This window comes from Salinimicrobium profundisediminis, assembly GCF_026241755.1.
GTDB lineage: Bacteria > Bacteroidota > Bacteroidia > Flavobacteriales > Flavobacteriaceae > Salinimicrobium > Salinimicrobium profundisediminis.
On the sequence record NZ_JAPJDA010000012.1, the window covers coordinates 11,695 to 37,555 of the forward strand.

14 protein-coding genes are annotated in these 25,861 nt (G+C 42.0%); 8 read left to right on the forward strand and 6 right to left on the reverse strand.

Annotation, left to right across the window (positions count from 1 at the left end; genetic code table 11):
* The 3 genes from OQ279_RS08455 to pruA form a co-directional block, all read right to left on the reverse strand.
* Positions 1 to 2,093: HYR domain-containing protein (locus OQ279_RS08455; RefSeq protein ID WP_266069455.1), on the reverse strand; the 2,093-nt coding region annotated here is incomplete at its 3' end.
* Between the two features lie 145 nt (positions 2,094 to 2,238).
* Complete coding sequence (locus tag OQ279_RS08460) at positions 2,239 to 12,915, reverse strand: PKD-like domain-containing protein (RefSeq protein WP_266069456.1); 10,677 nt, start codon at positions 12,913 to 12,915, stop codon at positions 2,239 to 2,241.
* Positions 12,916 to 13,187: 272 nt separating this feature from the next.
* Entirely contained in the window at positions 13,188 to 14,813 is a 1,626-nt protein-coding gene (gene pruA, locus OQ279_RS08465; RefSeq protein WP_266069457.1) for an L-glutamate gamma-semialdehyde dehydrogenase, read from the reverse strand.
* A gap of 139 nt (positions 14,814 to 14,952) precedes the next feature.
* Between pruA and OQ279_RS08470 the strand changes: the two genes are divergently transcribed.
* Positions 14,953 to 15,666: an NRDE family protein gene (locus OQ279_RS08470; protein ID WP_266069458.1), complete on the forward strand. Its 714-nt coding sequence runs from the start codon at positions 14,953 to 14,955 to the stop codon at positions 15,664 to 15,666.
* Positions 15,667 to 16,028: 362 nt separating this feature from the next.
* On the forward strand, positions 16,029 to 16,697 hold the full coding sequence (locus OQ279_RS08475; protein WP_266069459.1) for a hypothetical protein: 669 nt from the start codon (positions 16,029 to 16,031) through the stop codon (positions 16,695 to 16,697).
* Positions 16,698 to 16,967: 270 nt separating this feature from the next.
* Here OQ279_RS08475 and apaG read toward each other — a convergent pair whose 3' ends face one another.
* The 3 genes from apaG to OQ279_RS08490 are packed head-to-tail and all read right to left on the reverse strand — an operon-like array spanning position 16,968 to position 19,708.
* Positions 16,968 to 17,354 (reverse strand): Co2+/Mg2+ efflux facilitator ApaG/CorD, encoded by a 387-nt coding sequence (apaG, locus tag OQ279_RS08480; protein ID WP_266069461.1) that lies wholly within the window; start codon positions 17,352 to 17,354, stop codon positions 16,968 to 16,970.
* Between the two features lies 1 nt (position 17,355).
* On the reverse strand, positions 17,356 to 18,438 hold the full coding sequence (locus tag OQ279_RS08485) for a DUF3667 domain-containing protein (RefSeq protein ID WP_266069462.1): 1,083 nt from the start codon (positions 18,436 to 18,438) through the stop codon (positions 17,356 to 17,358).
* Between the two features lie 19 nt (positions 18,439 to 18,457).
* Positions 18,458 to 19,708, reverse strand: coding sequence for a type IX secretion system plug protein (locus OQ279_RS08490; protein WP_266069463.1), 1,251 nt, complete (start codon positions 19,706 to 19,708; stop codon positions 18,458 to 18,460).
* Between the two features lie 159 nt (positions 19,709 to 19,867).
* On the opposite strand from OQ279_RS08490, the gene OQ279_RS08495 reads away from it, so the two are divergent.
* Genes OQ279_RS08495 through nqrF form a run of 6 tightly spaced genes read left to right on the forward strand, consistent with a single transcriptional unit; the run spans position 19,868 to position 25,855 of the window.
* Positions 19,868 to 21,214 carry a Na(+)-translocating NADH-quinone reductase subunit A gene (locus OQ279_RS08495; protein ID WP_266069464.1) on the forward strand — a complete coding sequence of 449 codons (1,347 nt, stop codon included), beginning with the start codon at positions 19,868 to 19,870 and terminating at the stop codon, positions 21,212 to 21,214.
* A gap of 10 nt (positions 21,215 to 21,224) precedes the next feature.
* A complete protein-coding gene (locus tag OQ279_RS08500) occupies positions 21,225 to 22,409 on the forward strand; it encodes an NADH:ubiquinone reductase (Na(+)-transporting) subunit B (RefSeq protein ID WP_266069465.1) in 1,185 nt (394 codons plus the stop codon).
* A 2-nt stretch (positions 22,410 to 22,411) separates the two neighbouring features.
* Positions 22,412 to 23,155 carry a Na(+)-translocating NADH-quinone reductase subunit C gene (locus OQ279_RS08505; RefSeq protein ID WP_266069466.1) on the forward strand — a complete coding sequence of 248 codons (744 nt, stop codon included), beginning with the start codon at positions 22,412 to 22,414 and terminating at the stop codon, positions 23,153 to 23,155.
* A 2-nt stretch (positions 23,156 to 23,157) separates the two neighbouring features.
* Positions 23,158 to 23,916, forward strand: a complete 759-nt coding sequence (locus OQ279_RS08510) for an NADH:ubiquinone reductase (Na(+)-transporting) subunit D (RefSeq protein WP_266069467.1) — start codon at positions 23,158 to 23,160, stop codon at positions 23,914 to 23,916.
* Between the two features lie 24 nt (positions 23,917 to 23,940).
* A complete protein-coding gene (nqrE, locus tag OQ279_RS08515) occupies positions 23,941 to 24,555 on the forward strand; it encodes an NADH:ubiquinone reductase (Na(+)-transporting) subunit E (protein ID WP_266069468.1) in 615 nt (204 codons plus the stop codon).
* A gap of 10 nt (positions 24,556 to 24,565) precedes the next feature.
* Positions 24,566 to 25,855: an NADH:ubiquinone reductase (Na(+)-transporting) subunit F gene (gene nqrF, locus OQ279_RS08520; protein WP_266069469.1), complete on the forward strand. Its 1,290-nt coding sequence runs from the start codon at positions 24,566 to 24,568 to the stop codon at positions 25,853 to 25,855.
* The last annotated feature ends 6 nt before the right edge of the window (positions 25,856 to 25,861 follow it).

Sequence of the window (25,861 nt, forward strand, 5' to 3'; positions counted from 1 at the left end):
GCCTCATCATCTGTAACAGTAATCTCGACAGCTCCTGAAGCCTTTAGTCCTGCTGCATCGGTGACGGTGTAATTAATGGTGGTTTTTCCAATGCTGAAGGTTTTAGTCCCTATCTGACCTGTTCCGTTTCCTGAAGTAACACCGCTCATGGTCCAGCTCAAAATTTCCCCCGAACAGTTATCGCTAAAACTCACATTAGGAATAGCGATAGATGCGGTACACTTTCCTGTATCTGTACTCTCAAAAATGTCATTTCCGAGGGTGATTTTTGGCGCTTCATTATCGGTAACCGTAATGTCGACAGCTCCTGAAGCCGTTAATCCCGCTGCGTCGGTGACGGTGTAACTAATGGTGGTTTTTCCAATGCTGAAGGTTTTGGTGCCCACCTGACCTGTTCCATTTCCTGAAGTAACACCGCTCATGGTCCAGCTCAAGGTTTCTCCTGAACAGTTGTCGCTAAAACTCACATTAGGAATAGCAATGGAAGCGGTACACTGGCCTGTGTCTGTACTCTCAAAAATGTCATTTCCAAGGGTTATTTTTGGCGCTTCATTATCAGTAACCGTAATGTCGACAGCTCCTGAAGCCGTTAATCCGGCTGCATCGGTGACGGTGTAATTAATGGTAGTTTTCCCAATACTGAAGGTTTTAGTTCCTACCTGACCTGTTCCATTTCCTGAAGTAACGCCGGTCATGGTCCAGCTCAAGGTTTCCCCTGAACAGTTATCGCTAAAACTCACATTTGGAATAGCGATGGAAGCCGTACACTGCCCTGAATCTGTACTCTCAAAAATGTCATTTCCGAGGGTTATTTCTGGAGACTCATCATCTGTAACAGTAATCTCGACAGCTCCTGAAGCGGTTAATCCTGCTGTATCAGTGACGGTGTAATTAATGGTAGTTTTTCCAATGTTGAAGGTTTTGGTGCCTACCTGACCTGTTCCATTTCCTGAAGTCACTCCGGTCATGGTCCAGCTCAAGGTTTCCCCTGAACAGTTGTCGCTAAAACTCACATTTGGAATAGCGATGGATGCAGTACATTTTTCTGTATCTGTACTCTCAAAAATGTCATTTCCAAGGGTGATTTTTGGAGCTTCATTATCTGTAATCGTAATGTCGACAGATCCTGAAGCCTTTAATCCTGCTGCATCGGTGACGGTGTAATTAATGGTAGTTTTTCCAATATTGAAGGTTTTGGTACCCACCTGACCCGTTCCGTTTCCTGAAGTAACACCGCTCATGGTCCAGCTCAAGTTTTCCCCCGAACAGTTGTCGCTAAAACTTACATTCGGAATAGGGATAGATGCGGTACACTTTCCTGTATCTGTACTCTCAAAAATGTCATTTCCGAGGGTTATTTTTGGCGCCTCATCATCTGTAACCGTAATGTCGACAGATCCTGAAGCCTTTAATCCTGCTGCATCGGTGACGGTGTAATTAATGGTAGTTTTTCCAATGCTGAAAGTTTTAGTGCCTACCTGACCTGTTCCGTTTCCTGAAGTCACTCCGGTCATTGTCCAGCTCAAGGTTTCCCCCGAACAGTTGTCGCTAAAACTCACATTCGGAATAGCGATGGAAGCGGTACACTTTCCGTTGTCTGTGTTCTTGGAAATATTGCTTCCCACATTTATTTCTGGCGCTTCTTCGTCCTTAATGGTAACCGTCATAGAATCCTGATCTGTAGAAGAATTATCGCCGATAGAAGTGAAAACAATAGTAGTTACCCCTTTTTCAAAAGTATGTGTGCCTACCTGTCCTGTACCGGAATCGCTTGTTGCACCACTCATGGACCAGGTAAGACTGTTCCCGGTAAAAGATGCTTCCGGAATATTTATGGATGCTGAACATTTGCCGGAATCGGTCCTCTTTTGAACATCAGCTGGAGCTGTGACCGTGGCATTTTCAGTATTATCATTGAAGCCAAGGGCAAAAATTCCTTTAGGCGATTCATACCAGGGAGCGGTATAATTTTCAGATGGTTGAGGGTAACTAAAGGATTTAAGATCTGGGCTCGACCAGAAGGCACCCAATACAGGGGAGCCGACTAGTAAAAATAGTATCCATATCTTAACAGGAGTAAAATATTTCTCCATACCAAACCATTAGAAATCAGGTGGTAAAAGTAGGAAAAAAAACAAAGCCTTAAATTTTTACTTTATTTTAATAGATTAAAGGCTCCAAACTTGGCTAAAGTGCATAAAGCTAAGAAAATTTTAGTAAGTATTCTTTAAAGTCGATTTACTCCAGAATTACTTTTTTGGTAATGATTCCCTGTGCTGTATGCAGCTTCAGAATATATACTCCAGCACTAAAGCGTTCTACAGGTAGCTCTTCTTTTATTGTTAACGGGATATTGTAATAGACGTGAACCTGCTGTCCTGTAAGGTTGTTCAGATAGATTCTATTGACCTTTATCAGTTCGGGATTTTTAATTAAAATGATTCTGTCTTCATTCAGGTACTGGACTTTGAAAGGCCCATCGTCTACAACAACCGGATCTTCGGGTTCTACTACAGGTGTTTCATCATCTTTAAAGACCAGTTTAAAACGATCTGTAAAGACACCTTCTTCAACTTCTATAGTATATGGTTCGTTTTTTAAATTATGAATTGTGCCTGTGATGCTGTCTTTCAGGAATATTTCCTGATCTTCTGCAATGTTACCCAATCTATCTATGCTAATCTTTACAACTCCTTGTTCTTTTATCTTCACCCCCAGCTGAAGTTCCCGCTCCACATTAAAATCTTCTACTCCCTGTATCACAAATTCGTTATTGTTAAAGTACCAGTACATATCTTCAACATTATTTTCAATAAGAGGGGCGTCATAACCCAAATCGAAGTTATCGGTAGCATTGGGATCGGCAGTGACTAAAATTTGTCGGTGATATCCTTTTGGAGATTTAAATTTCAGCCAAATACGCTGTTGTTCTGCCTTTGAGGTATTTGTACCCTCAATTCCAGAAATTTCTTTCTTTTCCTGGGAGTGAAAAACTGATTTTTTAGCATCATTTTCAGTAATAAATAGTCTTTGATTATTCCTGAAAGTAACCTGTCCGCCATGGATAGTTATATTTGAAATATTTACAATTTCAGGATCTAAGCGGGTATTGACAAAAAAGCCCTGGCCTACCGGAATGAACTGCTGCGGAATGCGCCCGCCTTCATCTTCAGTAGCATTAATCCGGTCATCTATAGCCACAGCAATTACACCGCCTGAGAGATTATAGGTAGCATAGCCGCCAATATATTCTTCGAGATAATGAGTTTTATTGGCAAAATGGGACCAGAAATATATGGTTCCGTTAAAGACGTTGGAAGTATTTCGGCCATTGATGACGTCTCGCATATTGTCTAGAATAAATTCATCGGCATCAATAGCAGAGGGATATGGATTCCCTAAAAGATAATTTTCTCCTGTGCCCGTGGCATTCATAGTTTCCATTAAAATGGTACCGTTGTTTGGGAGCCCTCTAAAGGTATAGTTTTGTGGGTCGAGTATAGCTGCACTACCAGAGGTACCTTTCATACTGTAGCCTTCCCCCACTTGCAAAGCTCCTGTACTTCCAATATGTTCCCACCTAAAGTAATTATTTGCCGTACCATGAAACTTGTGAAGCCAGTAAGCACTCACTTTGCGCGGGTTTGTAAAACCTGCATCGGCGTGATTGTAGGCGTTGCCAAAATTGATCTTAGCGGGGGTGGGGGTTGTGCCATCCATCATAACTGTTCCTACAGAATAATCGGCGTTAAGGCTTCTGGGACTTACAGGGGAAGACCAGTAATTGTAATTATAGCTGCTGGCAGTTCCTTGTTGGTCTCTATCCAGGAAACCTGTTATTTCCCGGTTTATACCCGAAGTCTGATCTACGATACTTCCATCAGGTTGAATAAGTTGTGATTCTCCATTGAGGTCAATAATACCATCAAGCAGGAGGTAATGGGAGATAAAAAGTCTATTTCCACTTCCACCGCTCGTCCATCCTGTGGGATTCGCTCCTTCCATATCAAGTACATTACTTTCAGATAATAAGCCCAGGACTGTAATATTCCGATTACCGGAAGTGATATGATGAGAAGTTTTTACTATGTTCCAATCAATAGTACCTGTATGCGGAGGGTCCCAAACTTCAGGGCGCAACCAGGTATCATCTGTTCCCCAAATTCCATCTTTACCAGAATAATAGGGAAGGGGTGCAGTATTCTCCTGATTCGTTTCCATATTGACTAACCTTCCCGGAGATGCTGTTGCAGCACGATCTGGGGTTAACCCATCAAGAGGCATATCTTCTGGTAAGAAAATAACTGGACTAGTGGGTAAAGGTTCGGGTGTTGCTGAGATCAGCCTGTAGTATCCTGCCAGGTCTGAATAATTCAGTCCGCCGGGTACATTCATAGGAATTTGTTCTCCCATTTGAGTGCCATTCGCAATAAGACGCTGATTCATCATAAATCTAATCTGTTCAACTGTCAGCGCTTTTTTCCATAATCTAACTTCCTCTATCCAGCCCGAGAAAAAATTGGTAGCCTGGCCATTAATCAAATCGGCGCCTATTATAGTTTGAGAACCATTTCCATTGCCTAGACTGAGGTTTGTTTTTTCAATTCCGTCTATATATAATTTTCCATTGGAAACTGCGATATGATACCATCTTGAATTTGGGGTGACAATGCCTGGAGTAGTGATGTGCATATTAGGACCTGAGATAATAGTTCCTCCGGCGATTTTCGGCCTTATCCAGGCTTCAAAACTTACAACTTCATTGTAGGGATCATCAATGAGTATGTGGTCGTCTTCCCCATCAAAGTCTAAAGCAATACAGCCCTTAATAATTACCTCTACTGAATTGACTTGAGGAGCACAGGTTTCCGGATTTTCATAAAGGTTTCCATTTTCATCCTTTTCTGTAGGTTCAAGGATCCAGGAAACATTATAAGTACCCGTAGTTGTGGTATGAAGAAGTGCATTGGGATCATTTTCGGCAGCAATATTATCATTTGGATTGGAGTCTACTAAAGTAGCACCTACCGCATCAATTGACCACTTGCCTATATAACCATCGGGTGTCGGGTAAGTTATTACAGGTTCATTTTTCCCATTTAGTACGGAAGCAGAAAGTTGGGCTTCAAAATTTCCGCAGCTACCATATTCCGCTGAGACAGAAGTAGTGTATTTGTCAAAAACAAACACCTCTATGGTTTCGGAATTTTCGGCTACTTCACAGGCATTACCGGTAGAATCAAAAACTAATTTTGTCTTTACTTCAAAAACATTAAGACCAATTTGTTTTGGGGCATATTGAACAGAATTTGTGGTTCCAATGGTGATAACCTGTTGAGGATCTGTATAGTCGTTCCATTCAATAGTAACATTTCGAGGGCCTTCAGGTAATTTTATACCATCTACAGCCCAAAGATCTCCGTTCCTCGCTCCATCAAACGCGAACTTTAGTCTCAGATTATTTTTACCTAGATAGTTCCCAAGGTCTAACAACATTTTGTTCTTAGGGCGGGATTGGGGAGTGCCGGTTCCAAAGCTGCTGTAATTACCACTGGAGGCACTACCACTCATGGTAAATAGAACTGCCTGATATGTATTTCCTCCATCTTCGGAAATTTCTACAGTTATTGTGGCTCCGGGTGTTAGGTTGTAGGCCTGATCGAAAGTTACAATCGCTTGATCCATTGAGCCTATACTGAAAATGTTCGTTTCCATGGTAGCATTATGAGCCCCTGAGACCAGTGCAAAACCTTTATTTCCATCTTCAATTCCCGAATCCCACCTCATAGGACTCATTGAGTATGGACTCGTATTATAATTTGCTGTGTTAAAATTATGTGGAGTAGCTCTTGACCAAAAATCCTGGTTGGTATTGTTGGCGTTGGTTTCGAAGTTCATATCTTTTCCGTCGAGTCTAAAACGCCATCCTTTATTTTTAAGTCCTGCATTATCAAAATTCCCGTTTTCAACTGTGGGAACGGTGTTGGTATAACCCGTTTCTGAACTTAAGGTTACCGTATCTCCCAAACAGACAACACTTTCACTTACTGTTACGGGGCTGGGAGTTATATCTGTCGGAATAACACTCAGAATTGCAGTTTGGGAGAAAACATTAGGGCTACAGGCCCCACTACCTATTTCTACCCTAAACACTGTTGTTTCAGGTAGGTTTAAACCCTGTATTGTAGAGGCAGATAACACATTGCCGGTAAAATTTCCTTCTTCTCCCGGAATTGTAATCCAGGAAGCACCGTTAATACTATATTTCCATGCCAGGATGTTTCCTGTATGACCTGATAGGGTAATGGGTAAATATCCAGAAGTCGCCCCCTGGCATATCATGAAGATCCTGCCGTTGTTATTAGTATTAACAAGATCTTCAAAAGCTAATTTCCCGCCAACTGGTAATGGATCAATATTTATTTCCACAGTACTGCTTACGTCTTCGCAAACTCCTTTCCCTTCAATAATATAAGTAATTTCGTGCGTACCGGTAATGTTATCTGTATCAGTCCAGGTAATTGCACCAGTAGTAGCGTTAATGCGACTTCCCAAAGTGGGGCTGGAAAAAGTTCCCCCGGTTTCAAAACCATTCACTACCGAGGCGCTTTTTGTGGAGATGCAAAAGGAAGTACTGCTGTATTCAAACCAGGCATCGGATTTTTTTTCGATATTAATTGAAAAAGAACCTTCTACCACATCACACCCATCGGCGTCAACATTCACCGTGTTCGTAATGACGTAACTTCCGGCATCACTGTTCATTATATCAATATTTCCCGTTGTTGTGTCCAGAGCAAGGATAGCTCCTTCGGGAGTTGCTGTATAAGTAAAACTACCCGTAACTGCACCATCTTCCAGAATTGGGGCAATTGTTTGTTCCACTTCAGAAGCTGAGCAAAATTCTGTTGTAGAGTAGGAGAAATTGGGATTTGGTTTTTGATTAATTGTAATAGATGCAGCATGAGTTACTATAGCACAACCCTGGGTAGAATAATCTACAGTATTAATAATTTCATAGGTGCCGGGTGCACTGGCGGCCACATCAATTTCTCCCGTAGCTGCATTTGCAAATACAAGGTCTTCAGTAGAAGAGCTAAAAGTGCCGGCCACTCCTTCATTTAGAAAACTGGGAGTAATATTTTCTGAATCACTACAAAATGGATTCTCCCCATAAGTAAAATCGGCTACAGGTTTTTCTCCTATGGTTACTTTGAAGATCTTTTCGGCAACTGTACAACCTGCTTCCTGGGAAGTTATAGTGTAGGTATAAGTTATTGTAAACTCTCCCGGGCTAGTGCCATTTGGAGTTATGTCTCCGGTAGTAGGGCCGATCGCTAAAGCAGTGTTATCTACTGAAAATATTCCGGTACCGTTAGTAAGGTTGTTTCCGGCAATATGTGGGGTATAGGTGGCAATGTCTGTTTCACAAAATTCGGTGGAAACAGCACTGTTGTCGCTGGGATGATAGCTGAATTCAGTTATGACTGGTTGAGGTATTATTGTTAGACTTCTAATATCTACAGCATCTTCACATACCTGAACACCTCCAACTTCGAATTTAGCAGTTAAAGTAAATATAAGGGTATTACCAAAGTCTGCTGCCACAGGAGCATAAGTTGCTCCATTTAAATCTGTTGCATTTAAGATTTGTCCTGCTCCATTAGTGGTCCAGGCGAGAGAGCTGTAATTTGCGGCAGTAGTTCCTGTACCAATGTCAATACTCGTTGAAGTGCTACAAACTTCTATATCTTCTCCCGCTTCAACTTCAGGAGGTGAATAAACAGTTACTGTGGCCGGATTAGAAATAATTTGCGAACAACTTCCTTCAGGACTGCTAATTATTACATCATAAATATCAGAATCTTCCAGAGCTAAATTTTTAATGATCAAATTTGCGGTTGTTGTGCCCGAGTATTTTGAACCATCGAAGATTGGTATCCCATTTTTTCTCCAAACATAGTCATAGATGTTTCCGGTAGCGACAACACCAATTTCAACAGCATTTTCTCCCAGGCAGACAGGAAGGGTAGGTTCAGGTTGACTGGTGATAGTGATAGTTTGATTTACTCTGAGTTCGACTTGTTTCGTGGACTGCACATTGGAGCAGGGAGCTGTCCCTTTTACCAGAACAGTATAAAATCCGGCATCAGAAGCATCGGCCTGGGCGATATTTAAGGTGGGGGAATTGGTTCCAACAGGATTTCCATCTTTTGTCCATTCATAAGTCAGACCGGTTCCTGTTGCTTCTATGGAAAATTCAACCGGGAAACCTGCACAAGCTTCTATTGGTGTCGAATCGTCAAGATCTGTTATGATCTCTACCGGTTCATTTACGGTTACCGCACCTGAAACATCACTGGTCACTTCAGGTGTACATGCTCCACCTACAATTACGTAATAGTATATAGTTCCCGGAGTACTGGTTTCAGGAAGGAAAGTGGCGGCAGTAGCTCCATTTATTGCAGTACCTCCGGTATTTAAATTCGTTGAATTACTGTACCATTGGTAAGTCAGATCTTCTCCTGTAGCTGTAATCGACAATTCTGCGGCAGGATCCTCAAGGCATAAGATTTGCTCAGTGGCAGAAGGCTGAGCAGTGATATTGGGTGGAGAGTTTACAGTTACCGCTCCTGAAACACTACTTGTCACTTCAGGAGTACAGGTTCCGCTAACGATAGTATAGTAATATAAAGTTCCTGGAGTACTGGTTTCGGGAAGGAAAGTGGCGGCAGTAGCTCCATTTATTGCATTACCTCCGGTATTTGAATTCGTTGAATTACTGTACCATTGGTAAGTTAGTTCTTCTCCGGTAGTAGTTACAGACAATTCTGTAGCAGTATCGTTCAAGCATAAAGTTTGTTCAGTTGTAGAAGGCTGAGTAGTGATAGTGGGTGGAGAGTTTACAGTTACCTCTCCAGAAATATCACTGGTCACTGCAGGAGTGCATGCTCCCCCAACAATTACATAATAATACAATGTGCCTGGAGTACTGGTTTCCGGAGAAAAAGTAGCGGCAGTAGCTCCATTTATTGCATTACCTCCGGTATTTGAATTAGTTGAATTACTGTACCATTGATAGGTTAGATCTTCTCCGGTAGCTGTTACCGATAATTCAGTGGCAGTATCGTTCACACATAAAATCTGTTCATTGGTTGAAGGTTGAGCAGTAATATTGGGTGAGGAGTTAACAGTTACTGCTCCAGAAAAATTACTTGTCACTTCAGGAGTACAGGATCCACCGATAATTACATAATAATATAAAGTCCCTGGAGTACTGGTTACCGGAGTATAAGTAGCGGCATTAGCCCCACTTATTGCAGTACCTCCGGCATTTGAATTAGTTGAATTGTTGTACCATTGATAGGTTAGGTCTTCTCCGGTAGCTGTGACAGATAATTCTGTGGCAGTATCATTCAGACACAAAGCTTGATCAGTTGTAGAAGGCTGTGCAGTGATTGCGGGAGATGTATGAACATTTACCGCGCCGGATACTCCGCTGGCCACCGGGGGAGTACATGTTCCACTGACGATTACATAATAATACCGAATTCCTGCTGTTGTTGCTACTGGTGTATAAGTAGCAGAAGTAGCTCCATTAATTGCAGTACCTCCGGTATTGGCATTAGTTGTATTGCTGTACCACTGATATGTCAATCCGGCGCCGGTAGCCGTAACTGATAATGGGGTTGCAGTACCATTAAGACATACGACTTGTTCACTGGTTGACGGCTGAGCTGTAATTGCAGGTGGAGCGTTCACGGTTATCGGCCCTGACACGTTGCTGGTCACTGGCGGAGTACATGTTCCGCTGACAACTACATAATAATATGTGGTTCCCTGAGCAGTAGTTAACGGAGTATAAGTAGCAGATGTAGCTCCATTGATTGCAGTACCTCCGGTAATAGAATTGGTGGTATTGGTATACCATTGATATGTTAACCCGGCTCCACTAGCTGTAACTGATAAGGGAGAAGCAGCAGCATTAAGACATAGGACTTGTGGAGTCGTCGAAAGTTGAGTAGTGATTGCAGGTGGTGCGTTCACAGTTAGAATCATTTTGTCAGATAGTTGAGCGCAATTAAAATTCCCTGTCGTTTTTGTACTTGTGAGAGTTAGGGTAATAGAGCCTGTAAAATCCTTTGAAGGAGAAAAAGTAGGATTTTTGGCTTTTATGTTGCTAAAAGAACCACTTCCAGCAGGACTTACAGTCCAGGTTGGGGCATTTTGACCACCACTATTTATATAGCCACTATAATCTGAATCAGTTATACTATAACTTCCATTCATACAAATGGAAGTATCCGCGCCTGCATAGACGGAGGCAGCCTTTTCAATAGTGACCGGCAAAGTTTTAGAACTACTTCCACAAGCATTTCGCGCAGTTGCAATTAAATTATATATTCCTGCATTTAAATTACTGTTGTTTATGGTAATAGAGTTTGTTCCGGCTCCAGCAGTAATCGTCCAACCCGTTGGTAATGTCCAGTTATAGCTGGTGACATTTGGATCTGAGGCCACGGTATAAACCAGACCTGTATTTGGAGGACAAAGTAGAGTAGTATTAACAGGGCCACCTTGTGTTGGAGCAGGACTAAACACGGGAGCCGCAGGAGGTGTAAAACCTTTCATACTAATAACATTACTAGTAGTGGTCACAGGTGATCCACAGATAGCATTTGAAGTCATTACCACTGAGATTTGAGAACCAGCAGCTAAGGAATTTGCTGTAAATGTAGGACTGTTAGGACCTACATTGGTTGTGCCGTTTTTCCATTGGTAGGATGGGTTTGTTCCCGGGTTAATCGGGGTGGCGGTAAAGGTTACCGGAGTTGAGCCCGAGGCTGTTGTAGTACAAATATCATTTGAAGTTGATGAGATGGTGACAGAAGGTACGAGAGTCGGGTTTACCGTCACAGTAATTGTGTAAGGTTCTCCAGCACAACTTCCTGTAGTAGCCGTAGGGATAACCATATACTCTACTGTACCTGCTGTTGTACTGCTGGGATTGCTTAAAGGTTGATTTATTGTGGTTCCATTTCCCGCACCTGCACCTGTAATACCTCCTGTAATGGTTCCGACGGTCCATGAAAATGAACTTGCGGTAGAAGCAGCCAATGAAATATTAGGTCCGTAGCCACTGCATACTGTTGTCTTGTTTGCAGTAGTTACTAAAGGTTTCGGGTTTACTGTTACTTTAATTGAGTAAGCCTCACCTGCACAATTTCCTGTAATTGCAGTAGGAGTTACAATATACTCAACTGTCCCCGCTGCCGAGGTGCTGGGGTTAGTTAGTGTCTGATTAAGGGTAGTTCCCGATCCTGCACTTGCACCAGAAATATTTCCTGTAATGGATCCTAAGGTCCAGGAAAAAGAACTCGGTGTAGATGCAATCAGTGCAATATTAGGACTTGCACCACTACAAACTGTTGCTGTATTTGCAGTAGTTACAGATGGTTCCGGATTTACTGTTACCGTAATCTTATAAGGTTCCCCTGCACAACTTCCTGTAGTCGCTGTTGGTGTTACAATATATTCAACTGTTCCTGCTGCTGAGTTGCTGGGATTGGTTAGGGTCTGGTTTATTGTGGATCCCGATCCTGCACTTGCACCTGAAATATTTCCAGTATTGGATCCTAGGGTCCAGGAGAAAGTACTGGGTGTAGATGCAGTCAATGGAATATTAGGACTTGCACCACTACATATTGTTGCAGAATTTGCTGTTGTTACAGATGGTTTTGGATTTACTGTTACTGTAATGGTATAAGCTTCCCCTGCACAACTTCCTGTAGTAGCGGTGGGTGTTACGATATATTGGACTGTCCCTGCTGTTGCGCTGCCTGGGTTATTAAGAACCTGATTAATTGTAGTTCCCGATCCTGCACTTGCACCCGTGATGCCTCCTGTGACGGTTCCTACAGTCCAGGAAAACGAACTGGGGGTAGAAGCTGTCAATGGGATATTGGGACTTGCACCACTGCATACGGTTGCAGTGTTTGCAGTAGTTACTAAAGATTTCGGATTAACTGTTACTGTGATTGTATATGATGCACCTGTACAACTTCCTGCATTAGCGGTTGGAGTTACGACATATTGAACTGTCCCGGGTGTACTGCCTGGGTTCGTGAGTGTTTGATTGATCGTTGATCCCGAACCAGCACTTGCCCCTGTTATTCCTCCTGTGATAGTACCTGCTATCCAGGAAAAGGAACTGGGTGTTGAGGCGCTTAAGGAGATATTCGGACTTGTTCCACTGCATACCTCGATTGAATTTGTGGTTGTTACCGACGGTTTTGGATTTACTGTTACCGTAATTGTGTAAGGGTTGCCTTCACAATTTCCTGTTGTAGCAGTAGGTGTGATGATATACTGAACCGTTCCTGCTGCTGCATTGCTGGGATTGGTTAAAACTTGATTTATTGTAGATCCCGATCCTGCACTTGCACCTGTAATGCCTCCTGTAACGGTTCCTAATGTCCAGGAATACGAGCTGGGTGTAGAAGCAGTCAATGCGATATTGGGACTTGCACCACTGCATATTGTTGCTGTATTTGCAGTAGTTACTGTGGGAATTGGGTTCACAGTTACTGCAAGAGAATTACTCGTCAAAGGTGTAGCTAAGCAATCGGCTGTAACAACCACTCTAACAGTATGTCCATCCTGAAGAGTATTACTGGTAAAAGTATTGGAAGAAGTTTTTGAGCCCTGGTTTAGACCGTTAACCTGCCACTGGTAAAGAATATTTGTTCCGGTTCCATCCAGGGCGGCGGTAAATTGCACAGATTCTCCTGCACATATAGTAGTTCCTGATGATGCAGTGATATTTACAGACGTAGGACATTGCCCCCACCCCAAAATCGAGGTAAGAATAAGAGCCCAAAAAGTGAAAACTTTAAAGAATAGTTTTTTAACCATATTCACAGCATATTGGGGAAGGGGGAGTTAAGACCGAGGGATGACTTAACAGTCTAAGGTACTGCGAATTAACTTAAATTATCAGGGCTTTCGGCTAAAGGCCGCAAAAAACGTTCAGAGGTGAGGATTTAACTTATTCTATTTTAATTTAACTTTCTGTATGTAAGAATTTTATGATAAAAACCCTTGCCTTGGCAAAGGTTTAAAAGAGTCAAAAAAAAAGCCGCCAGGAAAACATTTTCCAGCGGCTTTTAATAAAAAGGTTGTTTTTACTATTCTCCCAGGAAGGGATATCTATAATCTGTAGGAGTAACAAATGTTTCCTTAATAGTTCGTGGAGAGATCCAGCGGTACAGGTTCAAAATAGATCCTGCCTTGTCATTGGTACCACTTCCTCTGGCTCCGCCAAACGGCTGCTGTCCAACAACTGCACCCGTGGGCTTATCGTTGATGTAGAAGTTTCCGGCTGCATTCTGTAAAGCTTTTGTGGCCTCGGCAGCGGCGTAACGATCCTGTGAAAGGATGGCTCCGGTTAAAGCGTATTCAGAATCATCAACAAGTTTCAGGGTTTCATTCCATTGATCATCTTCGTAAACAAATACAGTTACCACAGGTCCAAATAGCTCTGTACACATCGTACTGTATTTTGGGTTCTCTGTAAGTATAACTGTAGGTTCTATGAACCAGCCCTTAGATTTATCGTAATTTCCACCAACTACTATTTCTGCATCACTGTCATTTTTTGCAGCATCAATGAATTTCGCCAGCTTGTCGAACGAAGCCTCATGAATTACCGCAGTGATGAAATTGCTCATATCTTCGGGTGATCCCATCTTGAAAGACTTCACATCTTCTACAAGGTAATTTTTAACTTCTGCCCACATACTTTTAGGGATGTAAACTCTTGATGCAGCACTACATTTTTGTCCCTGGAATTCAAATGCTCCTCTCGAAATAGCCGTTGCAACCTGCTTTGGTTTTGCACTTGGGTGGGCGATAATGAAATCCTTACCCCCTGTTTCTCCCACAATACGTGGGTACGACCTGTAGTTGTGAATATTCTCACCAATCTGCTTCCAAAGGTTCTTAAATACCGTTGTACTTCCGGTGAAATGAAGTCCGGCAAAATCCCTGTTCTCAAGAATAGTGTCTGAGATCATTTTTGGATCTCCCATCACCATATTAATTACCCCATCTGGCAATCCGGCTTCCTTAAATACTTCCATAATTACCTGGGCCGAATATACCTGCGAGTCGCTTGGTTTCCAAACTGCAACATTCCCCATTAATGCAGGGGCCGAGGGTAAATTACCGGCAATAGCCGTAAAATTAAATGGAGTTACTGCATATACAAAACCTTCAAGAGGGCGGTATTCGAGCCTGTTCCATGCTTCCGAAGAAGATTCAGGTTGTTCCTCATAAATGCGTGTCATGTATTCTACATTGAAACGAAGGAAGTCTATCAATTCACAAGCTGAGTCAATTTCAGCCTGAAATATATTCTTAGACTGCCCAATCATGGTAGCAGCATTGATCTTATAACGGTAAGGACCGGCAATAAGTTCGGCGGCTTTCAGGAAAACAGCTGCACGTTGTTCCCATTCAAGATTTGCCCATTTTTCGCGGGCATCAAGCGCAGATTGTATCGCCTTTTCCACATGCTCTTTTGAAGCTTTATGATAGTCACCAAGGTGATGCTGATGATCGTGCGGCGGATTCATAGGTGCTGTATCACCAGTTTTGATCTCTTCGCCACCAATATAAAGTGGTACCTCTACCTTGCTGTTGTACAATTCTTTATAAGCCTTTAAAACGGCTTCTCTTTCGGGTGTTCCCGGGGCATATGACTTTACGGGTTCATTTACTGCCTGCGGAACCTGGAATACACCTTTTCCCATACTGTTGTAATTTTTTTTTTGATTTCTAAATGTATGGTCGTAAAGGTAAAAAAATTAAAATAGTTTTACTTACTCAATTTTTTACTGAACTTTACTCAAAATCAGCACCTAAAAGGTAAAAAATCTTAATTTTTTCATAATGTGTACGGTTACTATCCTGCCTTTAAAAGGCCATAATTCGTTTGTTCTTACTTCCAGTCGTGATGAGGCTCCGGGGAGGCAAACACTACCGCCAAAAACTTACGAGGTTGCAGGCTCAAAAATGGCATTTCCGAAAGATGTTTTGGCCGGGGGCACCTGGCTGGGAGTGAGTGATCGCAAACGTGCTAATTGTCTGCTGAATGGTGCCTTTAAAAAGCATGAAAGAAAACTGCCTTACGGCAAAAGCAGGGGATTAGTGGTAAAAGATCTTCTGGCTGCTGAAGATTTTACTGAAGCTGCGGAAGAATATGAGCTTTTTGAAGTCGAACCTTTCACCATTGTAGCAGCCGACTGGCAAAAAGCGCTCTTTTTTGCTGAATTTGTTTGGGATGGCACTAAAAAACACTATAAAAAGTTACCCCTGAAGCCTCACATCTGGTCCTCAAGTCCGCTTTATTCTGAAGAAATGAAGCAGCTGCGGGAAGAGTGGTTTTTAGAACTTCAACTTCAGCAGCAAGAGAATATTAATCCCGAAGCATTACTCAATTTCCACTTTTCAGCAGGGAAGGGAGATAAGGAACAGGGCGTGATCATGGACCGGGGTTTTGTAAAGACCGTGAGCGTTTCTCAGATTATTGTTTCCGAAGGGCAAAAAAGTTTTTTCTATAAAGATCTCGCCACAGATGAGGTTTCAAAAATGCCATTTTTATAAGGTAATTTAAGTATGTGATAATTTGATAATTTGAAAATTTGAAAATTCCCCAGATACCCGGGAAGTAAATGTTGCTCTAAGCCGAGGAACTGGTAACAGCTAGCAAATTAACTGCGAAAGATATTATGGGTTCTAAAACTTTGAATCTTGAACCTTAGATGAGGTTTCAAAAATGCCATTTCAGAGAGGTAAGGTGTGGAAATTCCAATAATACAAGCACCAAATTCCAACAATATTTCATTAGTCTGCTTTTTGGATGGGGAAAAGATGAGGTTTCAAAAATGCCATTTTTGGCTACCTTTAAATAACTATGACTTATTTGCAAATTCTGCAGCCTTTGAATCAGTCTTAAAAGTTGAAAAATGAGAAAAATTTTCATTATTGTTTTAGCCGGTATTTTATGGAGTTGCGATGGTGACCCTATAGAAGCAGGCGTGGTAACCACTATAGAGGGAAGGATCTATGACCGGCAGAATGAACTTCCCTTTGAAAACCTCAAGATCAAAGTCGCTGAGTACAAAACGCATCAAAAAAGCATCTACATGCATACCGAATTTATCCAATGGATCGATTCTACCTATACAGACCAAAATGGCGACTATCTCTTAGAATTTGAAACTTCAGGCCGGGGGGACCTTTACCAATTTCACGTTGAAAGCAGGCCCAATATGTGGGATTACAACAATGGCACCTTTGACATCCCTTATATTGGGAAAAACTCGAACATAGACCTGGGTCTTTTACATCTTTTTCCCGTAAAACTGGTGATTGAAATGAATGACATCGGGCATCTTCCAGTAACAGTAAATCCGCGGTTTTATCAGGACGTGGAGGATATCAATACCGGCAGCGGAACGGTTGAAAGGACCATATTTGCTGATAAGAACAGCGACAATACCGTTTATTTCAGCAGGAGACTCACCCCCAATGATTATGAAGGCTACACCGCCGTCATTCCGGCAACTCACACTACGGAATTGGCAAACTATAATCTCACTCTCAATAACTCAGATTTCGTTAAAAGAGAATAATGAATAACTAACCAAAGAAATACCTTCCAAAAATGCCATTTTAGAGAGGTAAGGCGTGGAAATTCCAATAATATAAGCACCAAATTTCAATAATATTACAGTGGTCTGCTTTTTGGATTGAGGAAAAGATGAGGTTTCAAAAATGATATTTTTATAAGGTGATTTGAGGATGTGATAATTTGAAGATTTGAAAAAGTTCCAGATACGCTAAAATAATGTAACTCCGAACGGAGTCGACGTAACCACAAACTTTGAACGTTAAACCTTGAACTAGTTTAGCGCAAAAGGGGCACTGAGTTTAAAAGAGGGGATGGTGACCCTGAATTTCCTGGTGGAAGTAAAATTGATCATGCTGTAAAAACCGCTCATAGATCCAAATGGTGAGGTGAGCAGACATCCGCTTTTGTAGGTGTGGGATTCTCCGGGTTTTAGAACCGGTTTCTTTCCTATCACTCCTTCACCTTCCACAATTTCTGTGCGGTTAAGCGCATCTTTTATCTTCCAGAACCTGGAACTGAGTTGCACAGAATCTTTGCTTTGATTCTCAATAGTGATTTGATAGCCAAAGGCGAAGTGGACTCTATAGTTTTTATAGAAAGTCCCTTCAAAATTTGTTTCTATAGAGATTTTTATGCCTCTGGTAATTTGTTGAATCATGCTAGTAGATCGCAAATGAAGCCAGCACCGAAAATATGAATGCTAATAAAGCTAAAGTAAAGAATATAATATTTATTATAATAAACTTTATCAACGTTTTAACTCTTCCCTGTCCGTAGAATTTTCTAAAAGCTTTATAGAGGTAAAAAGCGAAGATGAACATGGCAAGCGCGGTGGCAAAATTGCTGTTGAAGAGCGTATTAATGCCCACTGCTATTCCAAAAAGCACAAACCAGGTGGTTTGATTGTGGAAGGTAAAGATGAGATGTTCCATGTATGTGAAAGGCCTCCTCAAATAAAGCAGCCAGATGAACAGCGCAAAAACCGGAAGGTAAAAGAAGATGATGAACGGCAGCTTGCTGTAAAAATAACTCCAGAAAAGATTAGCATCTGAACCGAATATTTTTGAGTTCACGGTTTTCCTGTAAAACCATTGATTAAAGCGGGAATTTGAATAATTGAGGCTGTCTAAAGCAACTTTGGAATTTCTCATCCCGGTAGCTTCATAATGATCTGAAAATACCTGCCATTGCTTTATTCGGGCATTTAAAAAGCTCATGGTGTCCAGGTCTTTTTCCGCAATATACTCTGGGGTTGAGATGCTGTCGTTGGCAGGAAGAAATACTTCTAAAGGCGGGTTTTCTATACCCTGGGCGGTTAAAATGGAATCAACTTCCTTTTGTTCTTCAGCACTGCCTTCCAGGTCGAAGTTAATGGGTGATTCAACTTCGTGAGTGACACTCCAAAGCAGGAAAAAAATAATGGAAGCGCTTAGGTAAAACCGGTAAGGATTGGCATAGCGCACCCTCTTTCCCTGAATGTAATCTTTTGAGATTTTTCCGGGTTTAAAAAGCAGGGCTCCCAGCGTTCTGTAGAATCGGGAATCGTAAGCAAAAATTCCGGCGAAAAATTCGTTGAAAAAATCGTTAAAAGCCAGCTTTTTGGTGCTGTTAAGCTGACTACAGTTTGGGCAAAACTCATCACTGATATCAAGAGGATGATGGCAGTTTAGGCATTCTGTGCTGCGGTACTTCAGTCTATGCCGCTCCTTGTATATCTTCGGTAAATTATGACCCTCGTTCATGAGAAACTATGCAGATAACTTAATTGCTGATGTTTAATGAAGTAGCTGAGCCCATTCCAATAACCCTGGTAAACCTTCCGCCGGGAGGCAGGTAATAGATAAGCACGGTATAATCGTTTTCGGTACTAACAAAATTTCCGCTTATAAAACCTTCATCAAGAATGCCATCCTTCCGAAGAAATACATATTTGTAATCGTAGTATCCCTGTTTGAAGAGGCGTGCCGTTTCATAAGCGCCGGAGTTAGGGTTGTATTCGAGTTTTGTGCTTTCATCAAGCACGAAATTATTAAACTCGCCGTAAAGATGTACTTCACCTCCTTCAAAAGGCTCTGGGGCAGCGAGGGCAAAATGGGTCCACACGTAGCCAGCCTCAATGTCGTCTTCAAGCGCTTGAAATTTTCTCACCAAAAATTTTCCGTTGATATCGGGGTTATAGGTGTAGGGTTCAAATGCCCTTATTGCGTCTGGGAAGAGGTAATGATGATATAGATCCTGGAGGTCAATGTACTGTATTTTTACGGTTGCCGCCCGCAGATCTTTGCTGTCAAAACTAAGGAATTCGTTACCGGCCCAGAAGGAAGTGAGGTCGTTGTATTTATAAATAAGGCTGGTGCCAATGTGGTACTGTGGGCGTATGTTGTAGATCGCGGTTTTTAAATTGTTGTTTTGAAGGATAACCGCCCAGGTTGATTGTTCCGGGTTGCGAATAATGAATTCGGGCGAGTCTACTTCAAAATTCACCACGTGTTTTGTTTGAATATTTCTCACTTCCGAAGATTTTCGCACGGCTACCTGCACACGGGTAAGAGGTTCGTAAACAATGAATTTTCGGGAGAATACCAGTTCTTTATTATCGTTAAAGATCTTTATTAAATAATTACCACTAACTTTAAGCGAACGGGTATTGTCATTGGGGATGCGCAGCTCGTAGTGAGAGTAAAGCTGAAGCGTATTGAAAGAATTCTCGTAGTTAGTAATGCGAACGTTATCAAAGCCTTCTAAATACTCATTTTTAAGTAATTCTGAAGGTGTCCAGTCGTAATTAAAATGCTCAATAGTATAATAGTAATTGGCCTCATCGCCTACCAGGTCATCAAAAGTGAGCAACAGAGGTTCTCCCAGTTTAATGACAGGCACTCCGCTATACTCGTTAGAGCCAGTAAAGATTACGGTTCTTATAAAATTTGGAGGAGGATTTTCTACCGTCTGTGCGGCAGCAGAAAAAATTCCCAGGAATAAAAAGAAAAAGAAGGATAAGTTTAACTTCATGCACCAAAAATAAATTTAAATATACTCAAAAACTGATTAGCATCATTATTTGTTCACTTTAACAAAATCTAAGGGGAATTTATTCATTTTAAATTGGGATTTGTGGGTCGGAAATGAGTAAATTTGCCCGATTTTAAATGAAATTTAACACTTCGTCCTATGTCCAACGACATTAGAATTAAAAGAGGGATTACGCTTCGCCTGAAGGGTGAAGCCGACAAGACCCTTGTTGACGCACCCCGCTCCAAAACCTATGCTGTAAAACCGCCCGATTTCCATTCGGTCATACCAAAGATGGTGGTAAAAGAGGGTGCAAAAGTAAAGGTGGGTGATGAGCTTTTCTTTTCTAAATACACCGATAAGATTCGTTTCACTTCTCCTGTTAGTGGTACTTTAAAGGAAATTGTGAGAGGAGAGAAACGCCGCATTCTTGAGGTGGTAATCGAGGCTGATGCTTCAGATGACTACCGGGAATTTGGTACTCTTGATCCTTTAAACGCTGAAGCCGATGCTGTGAAAAGCCGCATCCTCGAAAGTGGAAGCTGGGCTTTCCTGAATCAGCGTCCTTACGATATTCCGGCAGATCCTAAAGATACCCCAAAAGCTATTTTTGTTTCGGCAATGAACACTGCGCCGCTTTCTGCAGATGTAGAGTTTATTCTGAAAGACCGCATGGAGGCTTTTCAGGCCGGGCTTAATGCGCTTACCAGGTTAACCCCGGGGAAGGTGCATGTTTCTGTAAACGGACAGGGTAGTGGGGTCTTTAAAGGTCTTAAAAATGTGGAAATTCACAACGTTTTTGGTCCGCATCCTGCTGCCAACGTGGGAGTACAGATCCATAAGATCGATCCAATCAATATGGGAGATCGGGTTTGGACTGTAAAGCCTGAAGATGTTGCTAACATTGGAGATCTTTTCCTTAGCGGTAAGTTCACGCCAGTACGTACAGTAGCTGTGTGTGGAAGTGAGGCCAAGGAAAGGAAGTACTTTAGAACCCGAATTGGAGCTCCGGTAATTGATCTTTCGGGCGCTGTAGACACAAAAAATGTAAGGGTGATTTCCGGAGATGTTCTCACAGGAGAGCAGGTGAATACCGGGCAGTATATCGGCTTTTTCCCAAATGAGCTTACTTTAATACCCGAGGGTAATAAGTATCGTGCATTTGGATGGTTGCCGTTTACCTACAATAACATTCCTTCTAACTCACGTACTTCCTTAAGCTGGATGTTCCCAAATAAGAAATTTGAGGTGAACACTAACCTACACGGTGAAGAAAGAGCATTGGTGGTGACAGGGGAAATGGAAGAGGTGATGCCAATGGATATTTTCCCTATGCAGCTGTTAAAAGCCTGCATGGCGGCAGATATTGAAAAAATGGAAAATCTTGGGATCTATGAAGTGGCTCCCGAAGATTTTGCACTTGTAGATTATGTGAACACTTCAAAAATAGAGGCGCAAGAAATAATACGCTTAGGGCTGGATCTCATGATCACCGAAGTTGGATAAACTGTTTACTATGGAATGGATTAGACAAAAATTAGATAAATTTAAGGAGCCCTTTGCTAAGGGTAAGAAACTTGAAAAGTATTCTCCGGCAATTAATGCGCTTGATACTTTTCTTTTTACTCCAAATCACACTACTAGAAAAGGTGCCCATGTGAGGGACGCGGTAGACTTAAAGAGGGTGATGATCACTGTGGTGATCGCCCTGCTGCCGGTGCTGCTCTTTAGTATGTGGAATGTGGGATACCAGTACCTCAAACAAATTCAGCCTGAAGTTGATTTCTGGGATGCATTTGGTCACGGCGCACTTGAGATCCTGCCAATGATCGTAGTTTCCTATGCGGTAGGTTTGGGAATTGAATTCGCTTTTGCCATTTTTAGAGGGCATGAAGTGAACGAAGGTTACCTGGTAACCGGACTTTTAATTCCGATGATCATGCCTGTAGGCTTGCCTTTATGGATGCTTGCAATTTCGGTTGTATTTGCTGTTATTATTGGAAAAGAAGCCTTTGGTGGAACGGGAATGAATATCTTAAACCCTGCTTTAACAGCCAGAGCCTTTGCTTTCTTTGCTTATCCTACTTATATGTCGGGTAACCAGGTGTGGGTAATGAACGCTTCCCAGGTAGACGGTGTTTCGGGAGAAACGATTTTAGGAACCCTTGCGGCCGGACAGCCGGTTGAATACACTACCATGGATATGTTCTGGGGAATGATTCCCGGATCAGTTTCAGAAACTTCAGCAGCATTGTGTCTGCTGGGAGCACTCTTCCTCATCTTTACAAAAGTAGGTAGCTGGAGAATCATGTTGAGCGCAGTAGTGGGAGCTTCTGTAATGGGCTTGATCTTTAACGCGCTTCCTGCAATGGGAGTGGAAGGTAACTCACTTACAAATTTCCCCTGGTACAATCATCTTTTAGCCGGAGGTTTGGCTTTTGGTATTGTTTACATGGCAACAGATCCTGTTTCGGCGGCACAAACCTATAAAGGGAAGTGGGTCTATGGATTCCTGATTGGTTTCTTGTCGGTAATGATCAGGGTATTTAACCCTGCATATCCTGAAGGGGTGATGCTGGCAATTCTTTTAATGAACGTATTTGCTCCAACTATAGATCACTACGTGATTCAGGGCAATATTAAACGCCGTGTAAAAAGAAAGGCAGCAGGTATTAACAAACAAGTTGAAACTGTAGTATAGTTATGGAAGAGAAAACAGTAAATAAGACGAACACCAACTCGTATACTTTCATTTTTGCCATCATTATGGTTGTGGTAGTAGGGGTGGTTCTTGCTTTTGCGGCTACCTCGTTGCAGCCAAGGCAATATGAAAACATGCGCCAGGAAAAGATGCAAAACATCCTTGCGACAGTAGGTGTTGAAACCGACAGGGCCGGAGCCGAAGCTTTATTTGAGCAGTACATTAAAGAACAACTTGTTCTAAATAATGAGGGGCAGGAGAAAGAAGGAGTGAATGCCTTTGATGTTGACCTTGCCAAAGAGCTTAAAAAGGTTGATACCGAACAAAACTTTCCGCTTTATATAGCCGAAGTTGACGGGGAAACCTATTACATCATTCCGCTTAGAGGAGCGGGGCTTTGGAATGCCATTTTTGGATACATTGCTCTACAGGATGATGTAAATACCATCAAAGGTGCCGTATTTGATCACCTTGGGGAAACTCCGGGACTTGGTGCCGAGATTACGCAGGAGTGGTTTAGAGAGCGCTTTACCGATGAGAAGATCTTTGATGAGAATGGAGAACTTATAGGGGTATCTGTTGTTAAAGGAAACAGCAGTACTTCTAAGGATGATAATAAGGTTGATGCAATTTCGGGTGCAACTATTACCGGAGATGGGGTTTCAGATATGATTTCTGAAAGACTTCAGCATTACCTGCCTTATTTCAAGAGCAAAACAGAATTAAACGTTGCAAGTAATTTATAGTTATGGCACAGGAGACAAAAAATAGACCTGAGCAAATTGCTGAGGTAGACAAGGAAAGTAAGAAAGATGCAATGATCCTTTTTCTTTCTGATTCAGAAGAGAAAGAGCACTTTTTATCAAGGGCCAACAGGAAATTGCTTTCAGATCCTCTTAACGATGATAACCCTATTACCGTTCAGGTTCTGGGGATATGTTCTGCACTTGCGATTACGGTGCAATTAGAGCCTGCTATTGTAATGGCAATTGCGGTAACTGCGGTTATGGCTTTTAGTAACATGATCATTTCAGCACTCAGAAACCTAATTCCAAACAGGATTAGGATTATCGTTCAGCTTGTGGTAGTAGCCTCTTTGGTGGCATTGGTAGACCAGGTGCTTAGGGCTTATGCTTATGATGTAAGTAAACAACTGTCGGTATTCATTGGGCTTATCATTACCAACTGTATTGTAATGGGACGTCTTGAAGCTTTTGCTTTAGGTAACGGTGTCTACAAGTCTTTTCTTGATGGAATTGGAAATGCTGCAGGATATGGTTTGATCCTTATTATCGTAGCATTCTTTCGTGAGCTTCTTGGAGCTGGTAAGCTTTTTGGCTACGAGATCCTTGGGCACAAAGGAGCTACACTGGCAGAATCTACAGGGCTTTACGCTCTTGGATATGAGAACAACGGTTTAATGCTCCTTTCTCCTATGGCACTTATAGTGGTAGGGATCATTATTTGGGTACAGCGCTCAAGAAACCGTAAATTAATTGAAGCCTAATCTATAACTTCAAAAAAACCGACTATGGATTATATAAATTTATTCGTACGAAGCATCTTCATTGAGAACATGATCTTTGCATATTTCCTGGGAATGTGTTCGTACCTCGCAGTATCCAAGACCGTTAAAACAGGGGTTGGATTAGGTGCAGCGGTGATCTTTGTATTGACAATGACCGTGCCCATCAACTTTTTACTTGATAAATATCTTTTAAGGCCGGGTGCACTTTCCTGGTTGAATGAAGAATATGCAACCATCGACCTTAGTTTTCTAAGTTTCATCATGTTCATCGCCGTAATTGCAGCTATGGTACAGCTTGTAGAAATGGTAGTTGAAAAGTTTGCTCCCGCACTTTATGGTGCCCTGGGGATCTTCCTTCCGCTTATCGCAGTAAACTGTGCTATTCTTGGAGGTGCGCTGTTCATGCAGCAAAAAGATTTCTCGGGTATTGGGGAAGCAGTAACTTATGGTTTGGGAAGTGGAATTGGCTGGTTCCTGGCTATTCTTGGAATTGCAGCTATTCGTGAAAAAATCGCTTATTCAAACGTTCCTGCGCCGCTCAAAGGTTTGGGGATCACTTTTATAATCACCGGACTTATGGCTCTTGGATTCATGAGTTTCATGGGAATCAAAATATAGAGAGAAAGCAATGGAAGTAATTATAGCAAGTGTTATTGTATTCTTAGTCCTAATCTTAATCCTGGTTGCTGTTCTTTTGGGAGCAAAAGCCAAGTTAATACCATCGGGACCTGTAAAGATCAATATTAACAACGAAAAAGATATCGAAGTAGGTTCGGGAGGTACGCTTCTGTCTACTTTAGGTGAGAACAAACTGTTCCTTCCTTCTGCCTGTGGTGGAGGTGGTACCTGTATACAGTGTAAATGTATTGTTGCTGAAGGTGGTGGGACTATCCTGCCAACAGAAGAACCACACTTTACCCGTAAAGAAATTGCCGATGGATGGCGTCTTGGTTGCCAGGTAAAAGTGAAGCAGGATATGAAGATTACCATTCCTGAAGAAGTTTTTGGTATCAAGAAATGGGAAGCTACTGTAGTTAGTAACTACAACGTAGCATCATTTATCAAGGAATTTGTTGTAGAAATTCCTGAAGATATGGATTATAAGGCTGGAGGATATATACAGATTGAAATCCCGAAGTGTGAGGTGAAATATCAAGATATGGATATCACCGCTCACCCTGAAGAACACCCGGGAGAACCTGATAAATTTAAACTGGAGTGGGACAAATTTAACTTGTGGCCACTTGTAATGAAGAATCCTGAAGTAGTGGAGAGAGCTTATTCTATGGCTTCTTACCCTGCCGAAGGAAGAAGGGTTATGCTTAACGTTCGTGTGGCGACTCCGCCATGGGATCGTGCTAAGAACGACTGGATGACAGTAAATCCGGGGATAGCTTCTTCTTACATCTTCAATCAGAAAAAAGGAGACAAGGTTACTATTTCAGGACCTTATGGTGAATTCTTTATCAACCACAGCGATGCCGAAATGCTTTACGTTGGTGGGGGAGCCGGGATGGCGCCAATGCGTTCACACTTATATCACCTTTTCAGAACTCTTAAAACCGGAAGAAAAGTAACTTACTGGTACGGTGGGCGTTCTAAACGTGAGTTGTTCTATACTGAACATTTTAGAGCTTTGGAAAGAGATTTCCCGAACTTCAAGTTCTATATTGCCCTTTCTGAACCTCTTGAAGAAGATAACTGGAAAGTGAAAGATGGAATTGAAGGAGAAGGAGACGGTTTCGTAGGATTCATTCACCAGGTGGTTATCGATAACTACCTTAGCCTGCACGATGAGCCGGAAGAAATTGAATTCTATTTCTGTGGGCCTCCATTAATGAACAAGGCCGTAGAGAAAATGGCCGAAGATTTTGGAGTGCCACCAGAGAACGTAAGATTTGATGACTTTGGAGGGTAACCTGAA